Origin of the sequence: Enterovibrio litoreus (assembly GCF_045679545.1) — a bacterium.
In the GTDB taxonomy this organism is placed as follows: domain Bacteria; phylum Pseudomonadota; class Gammaproteobacteria; order Enterobacterales; family Vibrionaceae; genus Enterovibrio.
Genome location: NZ_CP166195.1, coordinates 853,936 through 875,228 on the forward strand (window position 1 = coordinate 853,936; position 21,293 = coordinate 875,228).

17 protein-coding genes and 1 pseudogene are annotated in these 21,293 nt (G+C 48.2%); 8 read left to right on the plus strand and 10 right to left on the minus strand.

Annotation, left to right across the window (positions count from 1 at the left end; all coding sequences use genetic code 11):
• Positions 1 to 72: 72 nt before the first annotated feature.
• The 10 genes and pseudogenes from AB8599_RS19225 to AB8599_RS19270 form a co-directional block, all read right to left on the minus strand.
• Complete coding sequence (locus tag AB8599_RS19225; protein ID WP_407333341.1) at positions 73 to 981, minus strand: DUF4434 domain-containing protein; 909 nt, start codon at positions 979 to 981, stop codon at positions 73 to 75.
• Positions 897 to 3,944 carry an NfrA family protein gene (locus AB8599_RS19230; RefSeq protein ID WP_407333342.1) on the minus strand — a complete coding sequence of 1,016 codons (3,048 nt, stop codon included), beginning with the start codon at positions 3,942 to 3,944 and terminating at the stop codon, positions 897 to 899. The genes AB8599_RS19225 and AB8599_RS19230 overlap by 85 nt, the downstream gene beginning before the upstream one ends.
• 2 nt (positions 3,945 to 3,946) lie before the next feature.
• Positions 3,947 to 6,127 carry a glycosyl transferase family protein gene (locus tag AB8599_RS19235; RefSeq protein WP_407333343.1) on the minus strand — a complete coding sequence of 727 codons (2,181 nt, stop codon included), beginning with the start codon at positions 6,125 to 6,127 and terminating at the stop codon, positions 3,947 to 3,949.
• The gene (wecB, locus tag AB8599_RS19240) at positions 6,114 to 7,202 is read right to left on the minus strand and encodes a non-hydrolyzing UDP-N-acetylglucosamine 2-epimerase (protein WP_407333344.1); all 1,089 of its coding nucleotides are present in this window, start codon (positions 7,200 to 7,202) and stop codon (positions 6,114 to 6,116) included. Before wecB ends, AB8599_RS19235 begins: the two co-directional genes overlap by 14 nt.
• Positions 7,203 to 7,594: 392 nt before the next feature.
• Positions 7,595 to 10,333, minus strand: a complete 2,739-nt coding sequence (locus tag AB8599_RS19245) for an alkaline phosphatase family protein (RefSeq protein ID WP_407334436.1) — start codon at positions 10,331 to 10,333, stop codon at positions 7,595 to 7,597.
• Positions 10,334 to 10,643: 310 nt separating this feature from the next.
• On the minus strand, positions 10,644 to 11,303 hold the full coding sequence (locus tag AB8599_RS19250; RefSeq protein WP_407333345.1) for a c-type cytochrome: 660 nt from the start codon (positions 11,301 to 11,303) through the stop codon (positions 10,644 to 10,646).
• A gap of 6 nt (positions 11,304 to 11,309) precedes the next feature.
• Positions 11,310 to 12,644, minus strand: a complete 1,335-nt coding sequence (locus tag AB8599_RS19255) for a molybdopterin-dependent oxidoreductase (protein WP_407333346.1) — start codon at positions 12,642 to 12,644, stop codon at positions 11,310 to 11,312.
• Between the two features lie 305 nt (positions 12,645 to 12,949).
• Positions 12,950 to 13,846: a sterol desaturase family protein gene (locus AB8599_RS19260; RefSeq protein WP_407333347.1), complete on the minus strand. Its 897-nt coding sequence runs from the start codon at positions 13,844 to 13,846 to the stop codon at positions 12,950 to 12,952.
• Between the two features lie 149 nt (positions 13,847 to 13,995).
• A pseudogene (locus tag AB8599_RS19265) lies at positions 13,996 to 14,208 on the minus strand (VF530 family DNA-binding protein); the annotation flags it as partial.
• A gap of 122 nt (positions 14,209 to 14,330) precedes the next feature.
• Positions 14,331 to 14,660, minus strand: a complete 330-nt coding sequence (locus AB8599_RS19270) for a hypothetical protein (protein WP_407333348.1) — start codon at positions 14,658 to 14,660, stop codon at positions 14,331 to 14,333.
• Between the two features lie 266 nt (positions 14,661 to 14,926).
• Between AB8599_RS19270 and AB8599_RS19275 the strand changes: the two genes are divergently transcribed.
• The 8 genes from AB8599_RS19275 (at position 14,927) to AB8599_RS19310 (ending at position 21,243) form a co-directional block, all read left to right on the plus strand.
• Entirely contained in the window at positions 14,927 to 15,292 is a 366-nt protein-coding gene (locus AB8599_RS19275; protein WP_407333349.1) for a DNA-binding response regulator, read from the plus strand.
• A 165-nt stretch (positions 15,293 to 15,457) separates the two neighbouring features.
• Positions 15,458 to 16,249: a DUF3450 domain-containing protein gene (locus tag AB8599_RS19280; RefSeq protein ID WP_407333350.1), complete on the plus strand. Its 792-nt coding sequence runs from the start codon at positions 15,458 to 15,460 to the stop codon at positions 16,247 to 16,249.
• The gene (locus AB8599_RS19285) at positions 16,246 to 17,604 is read left to right on the plus strand and encodes a MotA/TolQ/ExbB proton channel family protein (protein WP_407333351.1); all 1,359 of its coding nucleotides are present in this window, start codon (positions 16,246 to 16,248) and stop codon (positions 17,602 to 17,604) included. Before AB8599_RS19280 ends, AB8599_RS19285 begins: the two co-directional genes overlap by 4 nt.
• Complete coding sequence (locus AB8599_RS19290) at positions 17,601 to 18,152, plus strand: MotA/TolQ/ExbB proton channel family protein (protein ID WP_407333352.1); 552 nt, start codon at positions 17,601 to 17,603, stop codon at positions 18,150 to 18,152. Before AB8599_RS19285 ends, AB8599_RS19290 begins: the two co-directional genes overlap by 4 nt.
• Positions 18,149 to 18,553, plus strand: coding sequence for an ExbD/TolR family protein (locus AB8599_RS19295; RefSeq protein WP_407333353.1), 405 nt, complete (start codon positions 18,149 to 18,151; stop codon positions 18,551 to 18,553). Before AB8599_RS19290 ends, AB8599_RS19295 begins: the two co-directional genes overlap by 4 nt.
• Positions 18,553 to 19,251, plus strand: a complete 699-nt coding sequence (locus AB8599_RS19300; protein WP_407333354.1) for an energy transducer TonB — start codon at positions 18,553 to 18,555, stop codon at positions 19,249 to 19,251. Before AB8599_RS19295 ends, AB8599_RS19300 begins: the two co-directional genes overlap by 1 nt.
• The gene (locus AB8599_RS19305; protein WP_407333355.1) at positions 19,248 to 20,468 is read left to right on the plus strand and encodes a tetratricopeptide repeat protein; all 1,221 of its coding nucleotides are present in this window, start codon (positions 19,248 to 19,250) and stop codon (positions 20,466 to 20,468) included. Before AB8599_RS19300 ends, AB8599_RS19305 begins: the two co-directional genes overlap by 4 nt.
• A 226-nt stretch (positions 20,469 to 20,694) precedes the next feature.
• Positions 20,695 to 21,243, plus strand: coding sequence for a hypothetical protein (locus AB8599_RS19310; RefSeq protein WP_407333356.1), 549 nt, complete (start codon positions 20,695 to 20,697; stop codon positions 21,241 to 21,243).
• Positions 21,244 to 21,293: the final 50 nt, after the last annotated feature.

Sequence of the window (21,293 nt, forward strand, 5' to 3'; positions counted from 1 at the left end):
TCGCTGAAATGCGGCAAGAGCGACTGAGTGTAAACGCACACAGTAAATCGACAGCTAGATCGAAGTTACGTATCAAGGCAAAGGGAGCGGATGGGGAATTGGACGTAGATATCGCAACGAGAAACTGAGCTTTTGGTGACAAGGTTTGATAGATAAGTTAGCGGTACTACGTTCTTCGTTGGTCATCGGACGCGCATGAAAGGGAGATACACTCGTTTGTATAAAAAGCTCTGAAATTACGCCTACGTCGCAGGCGAGCACATTAAAATAGGCCTGTCGTGTTTTTATCGGTAGTGCTTGCGTTCCTTGTCCGTCTTGTAGCCATATGTGAACGCCTGTTTGTGTCAAAGAGATCAACCATTTGTTAAATGCTGATGGGGAAAGCGTTCCGCTTGCAAATACACTAATGGCGAGAGGTTTATCTAGCTTGGAAGTAAAGTGCGTGAGCTGCTGTTTCAATACTTGCTGTGATGCAGGAGTGCGAAAGTAATAGTCAGACAGTTCCATAGGCAGATAGTAGCCCTGAACGTTGTTGGTGTTCGCACTCACCCAAGTCTGCCAAGCGGAGAGAGTTTTAGCATTCTTATCAAGCAGCATGTCCAAATATTTCGCTTGCTGGTTTGCGGGCTGATCAATACGAGAGAAATACTCCGGGTCAGCATATAGCCCTAACCAGACAGGCGAACGTTGAGTCCACATTTGCATTCGCTGAGCCAGCCAGCCGTTTGTTTCTCCAAACGTCTCATCACCGTATTGGACCCACTGAATAACGCCACTTTCTATCCCAATACCGCGCAGAGAATCAAGGTTCGCTGCCCACTCGCGGTCGGTAAGCTGCTTATCCATATTCAACGGCTGATAGTATACAGTGCTTGCGCTCGCAAAGGACACACTTGTTAGTAGTGCCAGTAAAGCCGCAACATAAAGGCATCTTCTGTATTTGTTTTGGGGTAGAAATCGCTGTCTATGATGTGCTGCCATTCGAGATCAACCTCAAGGTCGTGGTTGTAACCATGATATTTGTTATAGCCCCATTGGCTTAGCCACCCAACGCCTAAGCCTGCGCGAAAGTCACTGCGTGTCACTGAGTTGTCAGTGGTGCGGTTTTCGTCTTGGTCCGCTTGTAAAAAGGAGTAAGCACGGAGCCGGTGTTGGTTGTCATATTTTATGGGAAATACCGGCCCAACGTCATAACGTCCATAAAGCAGTCGCTGATTTCTCCCGAGATACTGAAAAATATCCAAATACAGACTTTGGTGCCACCAGTAATCCACGCCACTTTGCCAGTATTTATTCATGCCCAGGTGAGCGAGTGGGTCACCATAAATGCGAATATAGCCATTGGTGTCTTTGTCCCCATCAAGTTGATGGCGTAAGCCCAGTGCGACATTCAAATCGTAGGTAGGCAGTGGCCGCCAAGAAAGACCTATATCCAGTTCTTTGGTGTCAAAGGGGGTATCTTCGCCAGAAGAAAGCCAAGCTAGTTTGAATGAAAGGCTGTTCGCTCCGTTGTCATGATTAAGTAGGGTGCGCTGCGCTTCACCAAGTAAAAATCGATTTTGGTCGGCGGTGAACAGCGTGCTCTCAGCATTTCGGGCGTCGTTCCCTCCCGTCTCGCTAATACTGAATTGCCAACGGTTGTCGACTTGCTTGTTTTGTGACTGCAAGTAGACCAATTTCTGCTTATCTGATGCACTTGGGGAGTCGCTCAATGGGTCAATGAGTTTTGCATATTGTGCTTTTGCATCCGCGTTTAGGCCTAGGCGAGAATAGCCTATCGCCAACTGATGTTCGGCTTGAAACAGGGCTTCACTATCCAGCGATGGTATGGATTGTTCCAGCAATCTGACCGCCCGTTCGGTGTCCGTTGGGAACAAGATGTAAGCCAACTCTGCCTTGTATGTGGCATCATCAGGATGTTGTGCGATTTGTGTTTCGTAAAATTCGATGAGCTTATCTTGCTCTCCCGACGCGTTATAAAGTCGAGAGTAAAGATCATCAATATAGACAGAATCAAAGCGACTATCTGCTTGTTGCAGCCTTAACTCTGCCGTTGAATATTGATGACGGCTGATCGCGATATTAACGCCAAGTAACCACCAGTCTTCACTTTGTTGTAAGTCAGCTGCATTCCACCATGTGTCCGCTTTTTCATAGGCGCCGGTATGGTAAAAATTCTGCGCAATATAGAACTTCATATTGGGGGATAATTGGTCTTCGGGCATGAGTAGCCAATAGCTCAGTGCTTTCTCTGGTTGGTCGGTGACGGTGTAGAGATACCCAAAATAGAAAAGGTCATGTTTGTCTGGTTGTTGTGCGTGTGCTTTTTCTAGGTAGGCCAACGCTTTGTTAGGATCTGTTTGATAGATACAGTAAGCCAAGACGCGATATGCGAAGCTACTTTCTGGCTGGGTTAGCGCCTTTTGGGCAACATCACAAGCATCGTTGTTGACCCAGAGATTTGCCAAGTGTTGCGCCGACACGGGTTGGTCATTAAATTGTTTGATCTCATTGGGGTTGAAGTAAGCAGGGTGATCGGCATAGAGCGCCAATAATCGATCGAGCTGAGTGCGCTGATAAGCCTCGCTGCGTAATTTGCGCAGTGAATCATGAATCAGCGCAATGGAGCGTCTGGGCGAAAGGTGTTCAATCGCAAGCGTAGTGGCAATATCGAGAGCTTCAACGTCACCAGTTTTTAGAAATAACTGATACCAAGTATCTACTGCCTCTTTGAAATGGCCACTTCGTTGTTGAGCGGTGGCGAGCAACATGTATTCGTTTAGGTTTTGCGGCCGATCTAAAAGCGCAATTTGTTTTTGATCTTGCTGCTCGCGATGGTAAAGATTAGCGAGAATTTTGCGTTGCTGTTGAATTAGCACGTCATCGCTGAATAACTGAGACTCAATAGCATCAGTTTGTCCGAGTTTTTCGGCGAGATAGAGCCAGTTCTCTGGGTCTTCTTTGGGGCTACAAGATTGAAATCGTTCATTGGCGATGTCTAGTTGATTGAGTTCAGCATACAGCGAAATGTTCGCGATGCAGTTAATGCCTGCGGGACTCGCCGCTGCGATAGCACTTTTCAAGTCATTGTCTCTAATGGCCAACTCAAATTTCTTTTTGTAGTCCGCATTGGTGAGCGAATGGTGCGTAGTAAGCCATTCATATTGCACTCTGGCGGTTGAAATATCGTTATCTTCGACAAGGTTCTCGATGTGCTGACGAACAATGCCTTCACTGCTTTTCAGTGCTGGCAGTTCATTGGCTAACGCGAGCGCTTGCGGGACATTGCCTTTGGCGAGATAACTCAGCCCCAACAGCAGCCGAAGCCGTTCGTTAAGATCTCCTTCTTGGCGCTGAATAGCGGCAATGGACGATATAGTTCGATCAAAATCGTCGAGTTCAAACGCCTTCTCTGCTTCATAGGCCAAGATGTCAGCGGATTTCATCTCGCTAGGTAACTCTCGCGCCCAATCAAGCGCTTGTGTCGCACCTTTCGCGGTTTCTAATTGGTAAAGGTAGCTTAAGGTCAGTTTGTCTTTTTCCTCTGCCGTCAATCCATTGAGTAAGGCAATGAATTGCACCGAGGTCAGGGTATTGTTTTCTTTGAGTTGCTGATTCCGCAAAGCGAAAAGGAGGCCTTCGCGTTGCTCGTTGGGTATCAGATTAAGTACCTGCTCTGCTTTTGCATAGTTAGCGGCTTTGGTTAGCAGCAAATATTGATAGCGAAGAAAAGGAAGGTGTTCCGGCGTGATATTGAGAGCTTTCTCGATTTCCTCTTCTGCCTCCGTATAGCGATGCTGTTTTTCCAATTCAAAGGCTTTGTCGACATACGGATAGGTTCTAAACTCACTAAATTCGCTGAGGCCTTCCATGATGAGTGCAGACCCGTAGGCATTTAGTACAAATAAGTAGCTGACAATAATCAGTAGTAAGCGTTTCATCATGCTTAGTCCGCCATCGTCAAGAAATTGGAGAAAGGCTCGTCAGCTTGTTGCTGCTTGAGCGCTTGCTCCAATTGTTCATGGGTGATGTAACCTTGCTCTACTAAATACTCGCCAAAGCGCGTTGACGACGTGAAGTCGTAATTAATCAGTGCTTGATTGAGTTGCGCAGGGTCTAAACATTTTTCCGCCACTAAACGCACACCGAGTGGCTGTTGGCTAACCAAATATTGATCGATGTACTGCGTGAGGCGTTGCGTCGATACCTTGCCTTGATGTTGGGCCTGTTCTAGATGAGGACGAAAATCCGCACTTTTGTCTTTCAAATAGTGGTAGCGAATACCTAAAGTGACCAGCCCTTGGTCGACAATCTTGTAGGTGACTTCTTTATTGATTTGGCGCTGAAGGGCGGCAAGCGCCACCGGAGGAATTGGGGACTCTGCAGCGAGAACCAGCTGGTTGTTATCGCCCTCGATGGGAAAAACCATGTACTTTAGGGCCAAGTTAACAGGAAATTGTTCAATGAGCGTTAGCGGAACATTAAACAAATCTACGGCCATGTGTTCGGCCCCGGCTTGTATCGCAATGGCTTTACTGACATGGGCATTCGACACATATCCATGACGAACAAGATAGGTGCCGAGGCGTTGGTTCGGTGGAAGGTTCAACAGCGCCTTCTCAAGATCAGCCTCGGACAATTGGCCTTGCTCCACCAAAATCTGGCCCAAAGGTCTGCGTCGCACGTCATGAATAATGGGGAAATCGTGACTGGTTTTGTCCCACGCCACTCGCCGAGGATCGCCTTCAATGATGACCTGCTTGATTGCTCGTACGTTGGCTGAAAAGTTAATAAAGTTGCCCCAGACTACTCTGGGTAATGACATGATGCCCTGAAACGAACCGTAGTACTGGCTCACGAAAATAAAGCGCTGCACCATACGATTAAGAAAGAATAAAGCGTTGGAATAAATGAAAAATCGAACGGTAGGGTCATCGTTAAAAATGGACAGAAAATGATAACTTTCTGTCACTGTTAATTGGTAGATCACAATGAGCAAGAGTTGGAAAAAAACGAGTGTGGCTGCAAACGAGATGATGTTGGAGATAACGCCGCGTCTGTCTCGCCAAAGAAAATAATTAATGCGCCAGTCGCGTGACCAATGATGATTTTTCATACCTTGAAAAACGATACCAATGATCCAGCGGCTTTTCTGCCTTACTGCGGTTGAATACGTGGCGGGGAAATACTCTCGCACACAGATCAAGCGAGAGGCACGTTTGTTTAGGCCAAACGCGGTTTCGCGGAGAGAAGCGTCTTTGGCGCTCACTGGAAACTGCACAAAGACTTCGTTCATGCCCCATTGCTTAAGGCGAAAGCCGATATCATAGTCTTCAGTGAGAGATTGAACATCAAACGGAAGGCCGTCCCCTTCTTTTAACAGTCTAAGAACGGCTTTGCGACTAAAGCAGGTGCCCACGCCGGCACTGGGCACCTGTCCTGCGAGTGCTTCTCGTACGACCACATCCTTGCCATGCATCTCGGCAAACTCATCGACATAATGTGCGGGCGTGAATTGATACCATTTGCGTGCATAGGGGTAGACAGGAAGCTGGATGAGATCTTTGTTGGGTAGCAAATAGTTAAATAACCTCAGTTCCATCGGCGACAAAACATCTTCGGCATCGTGCAGAATGAAACCCGCGAATTCGATGTTGATGCGTTTCTCAAACGCCACAATAGACGCCACGATGTTGTTCAAGCAATCTGCTTTACTTGTTGGGCCGGGGCGCGCGCACACTACTTTGTGGACATTGCTAAAGCGCGCGCATACCTCGTCGACGTCAGCCTGTGTTTGTGGGTCATTGGGGTAAGTGCCGACAAAAATTTGGTAGTTTTCGTAGTCAAGTGTCTTTGCCGCGAGTTCTGCCATTTTTCCAATCACGCCGACTTCCTGCCAAGCGGGCACCATGATAGCGAGCGGCTTTTCCTTTTTTTCGAACAGTTTTTCAGGGTCGGCAAACCCTTGTTTTCGATAAATGGTGATACGGCGAAAAAGGCGTCTGACCCAGTAGTAAGTGTCTAGCATCAGATCATCAAAGCCAAAGATGAACAAGGCGACCATAAGCACTAAGGTGACGTATTTTAGGCCATACAAATAGACGAGAAAGGCATCAAGAAAGCCCACGAATGCACTCCTTAATATCACTAGCGATTGTTTGTGCGGCCTTGCCATCGCCATAAGGATTGGATGCGATGGCGTGACTGCTGTTCAGCATGTGTTGTGCTGCGTCGACAATTTTATCAGGGTCGGTTGCTCCTGCCAAAATGGCAAGGCCAAGTTGGCACGCTTCTGGGCGTTCGGTGGTTTCGCGCAACACGACAACAGGCACGTCATAGGTGGGGGCTTCTTCTTGAATGCCGCCTGAATCGGTAAGAACAAGCGCGGAATCGGCCAGTGCTTGCTGCAGGTTAAGGTAGTCAAGTGGATCGGAAATTTGCAGGTTAGGGCTGTCAGACAGAAGATCCTGAATTTGTTGTTTGATCAACGGATTTGGGTGGGTTACAAAGCGAAATGTTAGCAGTGGGTGCTGCTGCACTAAGCGATTGATCGCCAAGCATATTATGGGCAGGTTTACCCAGTTTTCGCGCCGATGCACAGTGATTAATACCGTGCGCTTTTCTTTTGGCGTGGTGATTTTGCTTTGTTTGAGCAAATACATCTGCGCGTCAACAACGGTGTTGCCTGTGCAAATGACGGTTTCGGGTGCGATGCCTTCAGCGAATAAAGCATGGGCGGCTTTGACCGTGGGTGAATAGTGACGGTTTACCACAACCGCGACTTGTTTACGATTTACCTCTTCGGGGAAAGGATGATAGATATCACCAGATCTTAGCCCGGCTTCAACGTGTGCGATGATAGCGACTTTGTTGTAAAACGCCGCCATGGCCGCGGCAAGGGTTGAGCTGGTATCACCATGAACAATCACGCATTTTGGGTGATGGGCTTGGATGACGCCGTTGAGTTGGGCGAGCAATCCGGCAAACAAATCAGCAAGCTCGGTGGTATTGGGGCGTGTTAATGAGAAATCAGGCGTAATGTTGAAGTAGCTAAAAGCTTGCGTCGCAAGCGTATCGTGTTGGCCAGAATGGCACCACACGACCGAGAGACTTTCCTGCTGAAGTGCATGGTAAACCGGTGCCATTTTTATCACCTCGGGTCTTGTCCCTGTGATAATCAAAACATCAATATCCAAATCCAAATCATTGACTCCTGCCAGCGTATTCTAGGTCACTGATCACCAATGTGCTGCTTGGCTTGCGTGCGCATTGTGCGCTTGATTTACCAGCGATGTGGCTTGAGCCTAGTCGTGATCTATTCATGCCTCCATGGCGAAATAGAGAATTTTGCTCAATCTCTCTAACCTTGGGTGATCTACGCATTTTGTTTGCTGAGAAATTGAGATTTTCAACATATCCCCAAACAACTTTAAGAGGCTCTGAATCCTGAGGTTGCTGGGTAGATAGTCGCTGTGTTGACCGACTCTCTATCGGGGAAGGCCGCATAGTTTGGTTGACTTGCTGGATTGAATAGTCAGTGTGATGGTGAGGGAAATATTAAAAAGGGGCTGTCGCCCCTTCTTACGCTTTTACTTTAATGTGTCAGCTGTTTAAGCAAAGACGGAAATCCCCAACCGTTTTTACCCACTTCCACCTGATCGCCTGATAGGTATTCGTAGAGGGTAGGGGAAAGAGAACCGTTGACTGCAGAATGAATACGCTTGTGGGCGTTAACAGGCGTTCCCCAAAAGCCGATAAAGGCGTCTTTTTCATGAAAATGCTCACCAGCATGGCGGCCAGGCACTTTGGTGTTGTAGCCAATGCCTTGGGCGGGGAACAAGTTAATGGTGCCCGCTCTGTCCTCATCATAAAGGTGTGCTAATTGGTTTACGCTATCGGGCCTTGGCGTGAGGCGAGTCAGTTGTTGCCAAGTTTGTTCATCGCACCATGTTTCCGGCTTAGCCGCTTCAGCTTGCTCTACGCATTGCTTGATGAGCGCAGACTTCTCGCGCTTTTCTCTGTCATTCATTGGCGCAACGTAAGGGTTTATCTGTTCAATATTGAGCAATGTAGGCAAAGTGCCGTCGACAGATTGATACAGCGCGCGTGACCCTTTGCGTGTGATGATCTCATCATGCCGCTTGCCGTTTTTGACGCTCACCAAGCGCAGTGTACAGGTGTTAATGTCGCAATCTGTTTCCCTTACTGCGAGATAATCAAGACTGTCGCCAAGGCGTGAAGCGGTTTCGTGGATAAGATCAATGGCAGGCTCATTGTGTTGCACTTGTTGAGGCTTCCACACCGTGAGCTCTTGATATACTGGCTGTGTAGACCAGCCACGCGTTGAATTGAACAAGTCCATCATGTAGTTGCCGCCAGCTGTCGAGGCAACAATGATGTCGACGTTTCGATTGCTGGGGTAGTTGAAGGTATGTGTGATCTTTGGTCCCTCCCCCTCGTCTGAGGAAATCTTGCGGACATTAAGGCTGTAGCCGTAGTCGGATTCAATGGCCTCAAACACTTGCTTTTCAGGGCTGACAATATGATGAATGGGCGTTAATCCATGATCACCCGCCATGCCCCAAAGCGTTTGGTCGTAGACATTGGCTTGTTGATAAACGCGCTCAATCTCGCCGAGCCAATAATCCAGTCGGTTTAATTCCCCGGTAGGGGAAAGTATTTCATCTGCAAACGGCCCGGTGAAATGTGCGAAATGATCCGGCCACGGGTTATATACCATGACAAAGTCGGGCAGACCACGTTGTGACTTTTCTGCGTATTGGTCGAGCTTGTCTTGGATAGCAAGGCGTTTGGTGGTTCGAGTAAAAGGTGTCCACCATGAGATGCCTTGGTAGGCGACAATATCTTTGATCAGAGACTGACGAAGCTGGTGAAGCTCGGTCTCGATATCGCCACGCTTTCGCAGATCTTTCAGGCAACGCTGTTCACCGAAATCACGAATCGCTTCTCCTACCCCCAGATTGATTAACGGATCAAAACTTGATTGTGCGTACCAGTCATACTGTGCGTTGCAGTTCAGCGTGACCATAGGGGCGAGTCGCTCAAACTGGGTTTTTGCGTCGTTTTGGTCAAGTAAGCGATCAAGTTGAATAGCATCGTTGCCGAAGAAGTAATACGCCCGATCGCGTTGCCTATCGACAAAGTGGAAATTGGGGATGCCCGTGCCGCCATCACCTGCCACGTTGGCACCTGTCTGTATGATGGGCAGGTTGCGTACGCTGATGGTGGGTGTGGTAGACACGCCAAACTCGACAACGCCATTATGATTGTTGACGTACAACTTGCGGAAAAAGGGCAAGTACCTTGGGTCACGCAGGGGTTTATCGGCGACCTCAAACAGGAACGCATTGTTTGGTACGTGATTTGGCGCGCTCACCTCCATGCCTTTTGGTGCCATGGCTGCGGCTTGTTGCTCGTCACGTTTTACTTGCTGCAAAAACGGTGAAGGTGTTTCGCTAACCAATCCTTGCATGAGCCCTTGTTGTAAACCGTCGACGGTGATTTGAACAGCAAGGGGGCGCTGGTTTTGATGTTCAAGGTAAGCGAGTAAGGTTGTGGGGTCGTCTGAAAACTGGGCTTTTAGCCAATCATTGAGGGCTTCTGTTTTGGCTTTTTCCAGAAGAAATTGGCGGTAGCCTTTCATCACATTTAAACGCACAAAGTCGATCAAGCTAATGGTGATAGCTTGTGCTTTGTTGTTTTGTCTATTTTGGTTCTCGGGTTTTGCGTCTTCGATAATGCCAAGCAAAGCTGTTTTGATATCTCCATCTTCAAGGCTTTGACTGTAGTCGGTGAGTTTCTGGATCAGTATGTTTTGCACCGTCAACACGGTTTCCTGATCCTGCACACTGTTGGTTAGATACAGGTAATGATCGGGGATCTCATCGCCGTGTAGCCACTTATCTTTGCCAAAGAGCGCATCGTATAGCGTGACCAGTGTGGCCATAAACTGGCGATTTAAGACACTGGCACTCTCGCTACTGCCGCTATCATCCATATTCTTGGGTTGAGCATCACTTGCTGGGTTTAGCTGAAACAAACCATGTTCCCATTGGTACAGTTCAGATCGGCTGTAACGATCAAATAGCGCCTGACGAAAAATGTCCTCGTTAACGACGTCGCCTGTGTATTTGTCATAAAAGCTGTAAAGCAAATGACCAAGTTGAATCGCATAAACCGGGTTGGCAAGCTGCGAGATCACTCGTGCTTTTATATCGGCTTCGAGCGGTAGGGTCAGCACAAGACTGTTCAACGTTACGCCGCCTACAGTAAACAAAGCAACGTCTCTACTGGTGGCCGCACCCACTTCAATTGAGTCAAAGATTGTGGAAAACACCAGTTGGCTACTGTTGTAGACAGTGCCAATGAGAGGTGTGCTGCCGATATCAGCGGCTTGTGTCATGGGCGCAATAGCTAAGGCCGTGGACACCAAGGCTGTGCGGATACAGAGGGGAAGTTTTGTCACTATTTGCTTAGCAGTCATGGAATCAGGCTTTGTAAGGGTTAAGCGCGAAGGCTATGAGTATGCTGCAAGCTTACAAGAATGGGGGAAGAAGAAAACAGAGGAGTGATGCATTTTTGTGCAGTCACTCCTTTCCGATAATGAGAATGGGGGGATTGAGTTACAGGCCGTAATAGGTTGAAAGGTAAACGAGTATTTGCTCATGATCATCAGGATCAAGTTCATCCATACCTTGTTCGTCAACCATCCACGTCAGGGTTTCATCCCAGCTTTCTTTGCTTAAGCCTTGTTGCGTGACTAAGTGCAATGAATGGCAGGCAGAGCACATTGACGCGACCAGCGCCATATTTTCTCCAGGCGCTAAAATGCCTTCGCCTGCTGACTTTATCGGCGTATCTGCATCGCCAATCTGCCAATCCGGTGGTGTCGGATTCTTCGTCGCGAGCCATGCAATAATTGCAGCGCGTGCGCCGTCGTCTTTTACGCCGGGATACAGCATATTGGTGCCAGGGGCAAATGCATCAGGTGATAACAGAAATGCATCTAACGACTGTGCATCCCACTTACCCGCATGCTGCTTAATGCCCTCACTGTAACTAAAATTAGGAAACGCAGCGATATTCCTCTCAGCTAACCCCCATAAGGGCGGGCCGACTAAGGGTACACCATCGGGTTCGACTTGATGGCATGCTTTACATACCAGTGCCTGTTGCTCCCCTGCAGCAATTAATGCTTCATTGGCGGTTGCGGTTCCCGGCCATAATAAGCAGAAGGCAACAGAGAGCGGAAAATACCGCTCATTAACAAAATTTCTTGCCATACAGGGTTACCCTTTCACAACTAATGCAACACGGTGAAAGCTATTGTTGAGGTAGCCTTTCGGGTTCCAAGCAATCGCAAAAGGTTGGCTAACGCCTTGGTCGTCAGTGGCCTTGGCCCACACTTCGTAATAACCCGGTTGTGGGAATTTGACGTTGGCACTAAACGTTTGCCACGCGCCAGGGTTGGAGGCTTCGGTGAGATTGGCGTCAATCCATGTCGCGCCAAAATCCGTCGATATCTGTACATTGTCGACCGCACGATCTCCAGACCAAGCATGACCTCTAACTAGGACCTCTTTGCCTGCAATTTCGCTGTTGGTTTGAGGAGAGGTGATAAGGGATTTCACGGGCATCCGTTCGATGATCACGAAATCTTCTTTTGCGACTTTCTCCCCAGGTGAAACAGGGCGATTCGGGACGCGATAAGATGTGCCAGTCATTTTCGCGCCATCATGCACTTGGTCGCGCACTTGAATGCGTGTTAGCCATTTTTGCGAGCATGAACCTGGCCAGCCAGGAACAACGAGACGCAACGGTGCACCATTCATCGGATGAAGCGGCTCGCCGTTTTGAGCAAAGGCGATTAAGTTCTCGCTGCCCATGGCTTTTTCAATTGGTAGGCCACGAGAAATTGGCGTTTTGTCTGCCTTGCCCGACAGGTGTTTATCTGCACCATAGTGCGCGGTATACACCGCACCATCTTGCACGCCAGCTGCCTTTAGCACGTCAGCCAGTCGCACGCCTGTCCAGCTGGAACAACCGACTGCGCCATAGGTCCACTGATTCCCTTTGGCTTTGGGTTCAAAGAAAGCACGACCGTTACCGCCACACTCCACCACCAATTGTTGCTCAACGACTTCAAAGTTTTTCTTCAGATCTTCGATGGTTAGCGTCATCGGTTTGTCCACTAACCCGTCGATGGTGAGTGCCCATTTTTCTGTGGAAATATCGCTGGGAGGGATCCCATTGTTACGGATGAAGTGGCGAGAGGTCGGGGTGACATCGTCATCAAGTAAATGGGGAGGTGTTTCGGCGTTCATGGGTCTGTCGTTAAGCACAGTGAGTCCGTCTTTCCCTTCAATGACCACATCGTCCAAGCCTTCTGCAAACGCAGCGGGGATCATACCGGCTGGCATATTGCGGTGAAAAGGGATCGCGCCGCCCAACACCGCCGCCATGGTGGCTAACCCCGCACCTTTTAAAAAGCCTCGTCTGTCGGGAAAGCTCTTTCGCCCAAACAAGGTTTCGTCTGCGGTGTCTGGGTTTGTCTGATAGTGTTCATAGATGCCAGTTGTGGGTTTGTCGTGATTGTTTGAATCGTGTCCTTTTTTGTTCGACATGGTGCCTCCTGCTTGATGAGTCAACTGAAATTTGCACAAGATGAAATGACAATGTAAGCGGTTACATTTTGAATGGTTAAAGTATAGGCATAGTTATGATCGGGGTTGATGAGGAGTTGATGAGCAGTCTTACTCGCGGGACAGCAATAGCGGTGTAGAGCTTTAAAAGTGAGAGATAAGCGTGTTTTTTAGGCAATAAATAACACGCTTCAAGCGAGGTGGCGGGTTTAAAACGCGGTATTCATCCACTCGCTAACGACGACTATTTATTTGTAGACCCAACAAAACATCTTATCGATTGGTTCTTACTCTTGTGTTGATGATGTCGTCGCGGAGGAATTCGTGGTGAGCCATTTCATCGCATCATCGCTGAATTTTGGCGGGCCAAATAGGTAAGCAAAGCGTGTTCTTAATGGTGTGCTGTTCGGTGAAAATGCCAAACTAAATAGTGTTTTCCATTGGTGAAACGTGGCGGTAAAAGGGTTCCAACTGTTGATAGGATGAGGGATGCCATAATCAATCTTCACGTTGTTTTTTTCTTCAACGTAAGTGCCGAAGAGTTTGTCCCAAATGATCAAGACGCCTGCAAAGTTTCGATCGATATATTCTGGATTTCTTGCGTGGTGGACACGGTGGTGGGAAGGCGTGTTGAATAGGTACTCAATCCAACCAAGTTTTCCCACAATGCGTGTGTGCACAAAAAATTGAAAGCCAAGATTGAGTGCCACCACTAATATCACTGTTTCAGGTGGATAGCCGAGGAACATGAGTGGCGTCCAAAATAGCCACATGCCTGAAATGGGGTAGGTCAGGCTTTGGCGAAATGCCGTGGTAAAATTCATCTGATCAGAACTATGGTGGGCGACGTGTGACGCCCATAGCCAATGTACATTATGCGATGCGCGGTGAAACCAGTAGTAGCAAAAATCTTGAAGAATAAAGGCGGCAAACACCGTGAAAGGGGTCATGGTGATATCGAATACGCGATATTGATAAAGCCATAGGAAGAAAGGCATGAGCAATAGGGTAGCGATGAGATCTGCACCCTGATGAAGCCCCGCAAGACTGAAGTTACAAACCAGTTCCTTCAACGAATAATCGCTAGCACCTTGCTTACGCAGCAGTCTGTATTCAAGCACCATGCAGATAAAAAACAGTGGTGCGAGAAAAAGCAGTGTCAGTGATTCCCAGCCTGAATCCATGCCATTTCCATATGTGATCGTGGCTTACAGTTAAACCAATATATACCACGAGCACGATGGCGACAAACTAACTCAATTGTCTGATAATGGGTCTATTTTTCTAGCTTATTTAGTGCTGTTGCCCATGGGTCTGTGGTTTCACTCGGCGTGCAGAAAGTATCGATGTACAGTTCTTCCGTTTTCTCTCGGGCCCAAGGCGTTTTTCGAAGAAACTTAAGGCTAGATTTCACGGAAGGATCACTACGAAAGCAGTTGATCGCGATCTGTTGACCTAGAGATTGCCAGCCGTAATGGTCAACCAATTCGGTGACGATTTGTTCAAGTTTAAGCCCATGAAGAGGGTTATTAGGTTGGACGTTCATGCTAAAGCCCGAGGGTGAGTGAATTCGGCTGCGACTTTGCCACAATGTGCGCTGCGCTTCAATCTATCACGCAAAAAGAAAGGAAGCCTAAGCACTCTTCATGTGTTTATCCTGCAATACGATTAGCGACGCATAGACAGGCTTTGGTCTTTGAATTGGTTAAGGCGGATACGTGTTTTAATGTCTTCACAAGCGCGTTGCACACTGAAGGTTTCTTGCGCAGTCAGGTGAAGCGAGAGAGTGCCTTTAAAACGAATATCTTCGCAAATATCAGCTAGGCCTACTAAATCAGAGATTTTGGCGTCTTCGGGATCTTTTAATAGCTTCTCATGTTGCTTTTGAATTTGTATCACATAGATCTGACTGGAGTATGTGAGTGATGTCAGTAACATTGCCAACATTGAAAGGAACAAAACCAGAGATACGACAAGTAGAGGTTTATAGCTAGACATATTTATTATTCATACCATCGATGGAAATGGGGGCTCATATTTGAGAACGAGGAGTCTACTCTTCTGGGCATCGTTCGGGCAATAGTCTCAACAACGTTGATGCAGGAAATATGTGATCACAATCAAATTATTGTTTTTATTCTCATATGATTGCAAATATAGATTTTGATTTGTCTTTTCTATTTCAGTGCGTTGGTTGCAATAGTAGACCTTTCAGGAGAGACATGAGATTATAATGAGAATTAATATCATTTAAGAGTTTAAACATGCCGGAATTACTTCTTATTGAAAGCAGGTTGTCTCCGTGCGGTTGGGTGAAAACAACGTTTAGCCAACATGGCTGTAAAGTGACCCGCGTGCTTCATGTCAAGCAAGCAGAAAGGGCATTGCGCCAGTGCAAATTTGATGTTGTGCTTATCGCATCTGAAGGGGTTTTGCCTTGCATGACGGATGTTAGGCGTTTAAGAGAAAGTACGACATTGCCCTTACTTGTATTGATGCCTAGTGCAACAGAGACGAATCAAACGGATCTTATCCAAGCGGGTGTGGACACATTAATCTGCGACAATATTGCTAGAGAAGCACTTTGGCCTGAGGTCGAACACTTGTTAAATAGAAAGTGCCTGCAATAATGGCGCTAATTTTGCCACCGGGCTGTATGTATAGCCGTCGTTTTATTTCGGCAGTTGGCATTTATGCAATTGATTTATAATGCATCTGTATTGAGGTAGTCACGCGCAATGTCGCGATTGTTTACAGTGTAAATATTGACCAAGTACATAGAGACACACTAATCCATGAAATTATTCTCGCGCATTTGCGTGATCAGTGCGATCAACTTGATAAGCATGCCGCATTTCGCGGGCGCCACCGAGCTTGATACGGCGGCTTCCATCGAGACAAGTACCCTTGAGGCGGCAGCAGCCTCGCAAGTGCGTATTGATGCGAGTGACGACAGCTCTCAACAGATGAAAGCCGACATTGAGCGCCTTCAGAAAGAGATCGAAAACCTCACTGTCTATCGTCAACATCTTCAAAATTTGCTGAGCGATCAAAGCCAAGAGCAAGATCGGCTCAATCAGCAAATTGCAGAGATAGAGCAAACGCGACAAGGTATCGTGCCTTTGATGTATGCGATGATCGATATGCTGGGTAATTGGGTGGAATCCGATATTCCGATCAAACCCGAGCGTCGTGAGCAACGTGTTGTTGAGTTAACAAGCATGATGTCACGGGCAGACGTGAGTGATGCAGAAAAATTTCGCCGAATTCTCGAAGCCTACCAAATTGAACTCGACTATGGCACGAAGCTTGGGGTTTATCAGAAGAGAATTTCATTGGATGGCGTTACCCGAGATGTTGACGTGCTGCACCTGGGTCGTTTGTCGCTTGTCGCTCAAAGTCTAGATGGCAAGGCATTCTGGTATTTCGATCGCCTTAAATCTGAATGGCGACCTGTTTCCGCTTCTGGAAATGACATGGACGAGCTGCGTCTGGCCTATCAAGTGGCGAACAAAAACGCGGCACCGACTCTGTTGAACTTACCTCTTTCATTGGTTCCGCCTTCACAATCGGAGGCACAAAAATGAACCTCAAGAAATTTTTCCCATGTGTGCTTTTGGCACTGACCGTGAGCACTGTCGCCTTTCCTGCGCTGAGTGATTTGGTGTCGGCTTCACAAGAAGCGCATATTGTTGGCAAACAACATAACAGTGAGCGTGAGTCCACGTTTAAAGTGAAAGAAGCCTCACTAAGAAGTCAATTGGAGGCATTGCAAGCGCAGCAGCAAGCGCTCGAGAGCGAAACAGCGAAACTGAGTGATGATTTTACCGCTAACGAAAAGATACTGGCCGACCTTGAGCAAACGCTCCGTTTAGAAACGGGCAGTTTAGGCGAAGTGTTTGGTGTAGTGCGACAAGTCGGGAAAGAGCTTCAGCAGGCGCGTGTCGATTCGCCAGTCGCTGTCACTCTAGTTGATTCTGACTATGAGCGAGCGCTCGATGTTATCGCTGACGCCAAAGTCTTGCCTTCCCTTTCCATCTTAAATGCCCTGTTTGCAGGTATATCGAAAGATTTGGTCGCCAGTGGTGAAATCACACCCGTGCAAGCCAAAGTGCGAGATGCAAATGGCGTGATCAACGAACAATCCATTCAGCGAATAGGAAATATTGCGCTGGTGGGCCAAGACGGATACTTGGAATGGGATAGCACGCGCCAACAAGCCAATTTGCTGCCTTATCAACCCAAAGGCGGCTTGACGAGCACGGCACTGGATCAGACGAACGCCGGAGATCTTATCCTCATCGACCCAACCCGTGGCGCTGTGCTTGAGCAACTGTTTAATACGCCGACATTGTCGCAACGATTCGAGCAGGCTGGAATTGTCGGCAAAATCATTGCTGCACTGCTGGCGGTGGGGCTGGGTATTGCATTAGTACGAGGTGTGATGCTGTTTCGAACGGGCTTAATGATTCGCGCCCAGATCAAGCACCCAGAAACGCCGAACGATAACCCGTTAGGCCGTGTGTTGAAGGTATACCACTCTGAGCCCAACCGTTCACTGGATTCGTTAGAGCTTAGATTAATGGAGACCATCATGGATGAGCAGCAAGGCTTAGAGAAAGGTCTGTCGATGCTTAAACTGCTCGCCGCACTCGCCCCTATGCTTGGCCTGTTGGGGACGGTCACAGGCATGATTGAAACTTTTCAGGTTATCACTCAATTCGGCAACAGCGAACCTACCGTGATGGCGGGAGGGATATCTATGGCCCTAATCACCACAGTGATGGGCCTGGTTGCTGCCATGCCGCTGCTCCTTGCACATAACCTACTGACCACGCAGGCGGAAATATTACGCGGTACGTTGGAAAAAGTGGGCGTGAGTTTGGTCGCGCAACAGTCAGAAATGTTTGGCCCATCTTCTGTTGTCGAGCTGCGAGCATGACAGATATAGCCCTTTACCAGCCCAATTTTGCCGACCAATGGTGGTCGTCACTAGCGAACTTTATGACACAAGGTGGCCCTGTTTTATGGGGGTTGGCATTGGTCGCGGGTATGTGTTGGTTGGTGGTGGTGGAGCGAGTGCTTTTTATTGCACTTATCTTCCCAAATACTCATCAATCCTTAGTATCACGCTGGGAGAGCCGAGATAATCAAGCAACGTGGGCATCTCGCGTGATTCGCGACGGCTGGCTGTTTGACGCGCATACCATGCTGTTTCGTCACCTTAATTTTATCAAAGGGTTGGTGGCGATTTGCCCCATGCTCGGCTTGCTTGGCACGGTCACGGGAATGATCACGGTTTTTGATGTGATTGCGACAGATGGCAACAGCGATCCGCGGTCGATGGCGGCGGGTATTTCGATGGCAACATTGCCCACGCTGGCGGGGATGGTGATCGCCCTTGCAGGAATGTTTGCACATGCGCGGCTGTTCAAAGCCTGTGAACGCCGAGAAGCCGCATTATCTAAAGCGTTGAGGAGCCAGCAGTGAGATTTCAACGCCAACAAAAACCTAGAGAAGATGCACAGATTGATTTGACGTCCATGCTGGATATTGTCTTTATCATGCTGATCTTTTTTATCGTGACAAGCTCGTTTGTTCGAGAGCCTGGCGTTGATGTTAATCGCCCAAGCGCCAGTCACGCTTCGGCTCAAAAAAGTGTCGGTATTATCGTCGCGATCACTGCCAACAATGATATCTACATCGACAAGCAACGTGTGGATGAAGAACGCCTTGAAGCGACGTTAGCAAGGATGGTGACCGAACAGCCTGACGCCTCATTGGTGATCCAAGCTGACAAGCTGGCCTATAACGGTACAGTCGTGACTGTTATCGATGCTGCCAAAGGCGCGGGTATTGATAAAATCGCGTTGGCGGCGGAGCAAGGTTAATGCTGCGTTGGTTGTTGGCAATACCCATTGCGGGGCTTTGCGTTCTCGCTCTGTTTGCTGTTATGGCTAGCATGATTGAACCTTCTCGCCCCAACAATTCGCGAGTTGGCAATTCACTGGCTTTCGATATTGTGATGGTAGAACCTGAAGCTGAGTTGGCACGCCGAGAGCGCGTGCTGCCGCCTAAACCTGAACCCCCGCCACCGCCTATTGAACCACCCACACCTGCTGTGAGTGAACGCGTCGCCAGTATGAATGACACGAACGCATCGCTGAACATGAGTGAATTTTTGCCTGATGTTGCTGACCTTTCCAACATTGCTTTGGATATCCGTGTGACAGGGATTGAAACGGCATTGCCTGTTGTATCCCCACTCGCCGTTGGGCCTGTGGGAGATTTGCCATCCGTGAATGTTGGCGCACCTCAGGAAGCGACTCCGATAGTGCGCGTTGAAGCGGCCTATCCACCCAAAGCATTGAAGCGCGGTATTGAGGGCTATGTCGTGATTGCATTTACCATCGATCAGCAAGGGCGTCCGAGAGATTTGAAGGTGATAGATGCAAAGCCAAAACGACTGTTTGAGCGTGAAGCACTGCGAGCACTTAAGAAATGGAAATATGCACCGAAGCGTGTGGACGGCAAGGCCATTGAACAACCGGAACAAACAGTGATGTTTGAGTTTGCGGTCGCGAAATGAGTTCTCGTATCCACGCCTTTGTTTTTCTCTGCCTTCGTTTGACACTGAGCTTGGTGTTGGCGGTTAGTTTGATGCCGTCTCCTGCTAGTGCGGGGTCCCTTTCTGCTAACACTGTGGCAAAGGTGCAACGTGCGATCACCTTTCAGCAACAGAACAAATGGCAAGAGGCGAGAGCAGTGTTGGAGGGTATGCCCACTGCAAACCTGTATCCCGCCAAAAACTATGACGCAGCGTTTGTTCATCGCATGCTAGGCAGCTTGTATTGGCAATTAGAAGAGCCGAATAAGGCCATTAAGGCATTAAGATCCGCTGTTGATAGTCATGAGCTTGAACAGAGTGCCCAGCGTTCAGCGCAGCGAATGCTTGCTGATATTTTGCTATCACAAGCGCGCTATGACGAAGCCCTGACGCGGTATTACTCACTGACGGCTGATAAACCTCAAGCATCCTCAGATCAGTCTGTGCTGACCAAAGAGCTGGCGGATATTTGGCTGCGTATTGCGCAGGCACACTATCAAAATCAGCAAGCAAAACAGGCGTTACGTGCGGTCGAAAAACACCTGTCGCTAACTGCCGCGAAGGTTTCTTCCTTGTCGTTGAAATTGGGTGCTCAGATCACCCTCAAGCATTGGAAGGGCAGCATCATGACGCTTAAGCAACTGCTCAGGCTCGAACCGACCAACAAAACGTGGTGGCTGCAATTAGCTGGGAGCTATCAGCAACTCAATCAGCCGGCAAAGATGTTGAATACCCTTGTATTAGCGACGCGAGAAGGCATCAAGCTTTCTTCTTCCGAGAAAAAGATGATGGCACAACTCTATGCGCAGCAGGGAGTGCCCGAAAAAGCGGCTGCCTTAATGCATGAGTTGAATGCGGACGAGGCCAAAGCGGGCTCATTGGCGATCGAAGCCAGTTACTGGCACAAAGCGAAAGAGTGGGAAAATGCGATGGCATCTTGGCAGCGTGCGGCAGAAAAAGATAATCAGTACCGCTTGGCGTTGGCGCAGTTGCAGCTTCAACGTGGTTTGTACCGAGATGCTTTGGTGAATTTCGCCTTGGTAACGGAGCAAAACCAAGAGGCACCAGTTGCTCTTGCTCAAGCAATGGCTTACGCCAAGCTGGGTGATCTCGATAATGCACTTCAACATGCAAAGCGTGCTCACGAGATTGAGCCGACTGCCCAAAGTGAAAGCTGGATTCAATACCTTAGTCATTAACACAAGCTGGCTGCTGGCAATGCATTAGCAGGTGTTAAGAATTTATATTCGCATTAGGTGTTGATAAGCACATCATTCTCGCTTTATTATCGTTCCTGACCTTGTTTTCCCCCTGATTTGCGTGGGTGCAATGGTTAAATATTCGGCATGAAGACCATGTTTTCTGTCGGCTAAGAAAAACGCCAATTTGAGCTATTCGTGCTCCTCTTTAAGAGATAATCCCTGAATGACGTTAGATCTCATCACCGAAATCCTCGGATGGACATCCGTTGCTTTCTACATCGGTATTACCATATTTAATACCATGAAATTTACGCGCTATGCTGCGTTTTGCTCGGCAACGAACGATACGCTTTGGGCGTTTTTGATGGGATGGTGGCCAAAAGTCATTCTTAACCTGTCAGTGGCATCACTGAATACTTATCGTTATGCCAAAGACTTCACGAATGCATCAAAAACGGTCATTCTTGGTCTGGGTGGTGTTATGGCGGCAGGTATTCTTTATATCGCTTATGTCGCAGTCACGGCATTTATCGCGGAACCTACACTGGCTGTTGCTTTGCAGTTTGCAGATTTGGGCGTGATTTTGTTGGCACTGTATATGACGACTTTGACCAACTACCGCAAGCTCATGCTGATCTCGGGTTTCATCGGTATGGCTGCTTACTACGGCAACACGCAAATGATGATCATCAAAGTGCTAGTGATTGGCATTATGAGCTTCAAGCTTCTGTTCGATAAATCACAAAACACGGAAAGCGCTGAAGCGGTTTAATGCCAATCAGAACTGTCTTAACAGGCAAGGATGCCACAATGAGTGACGCC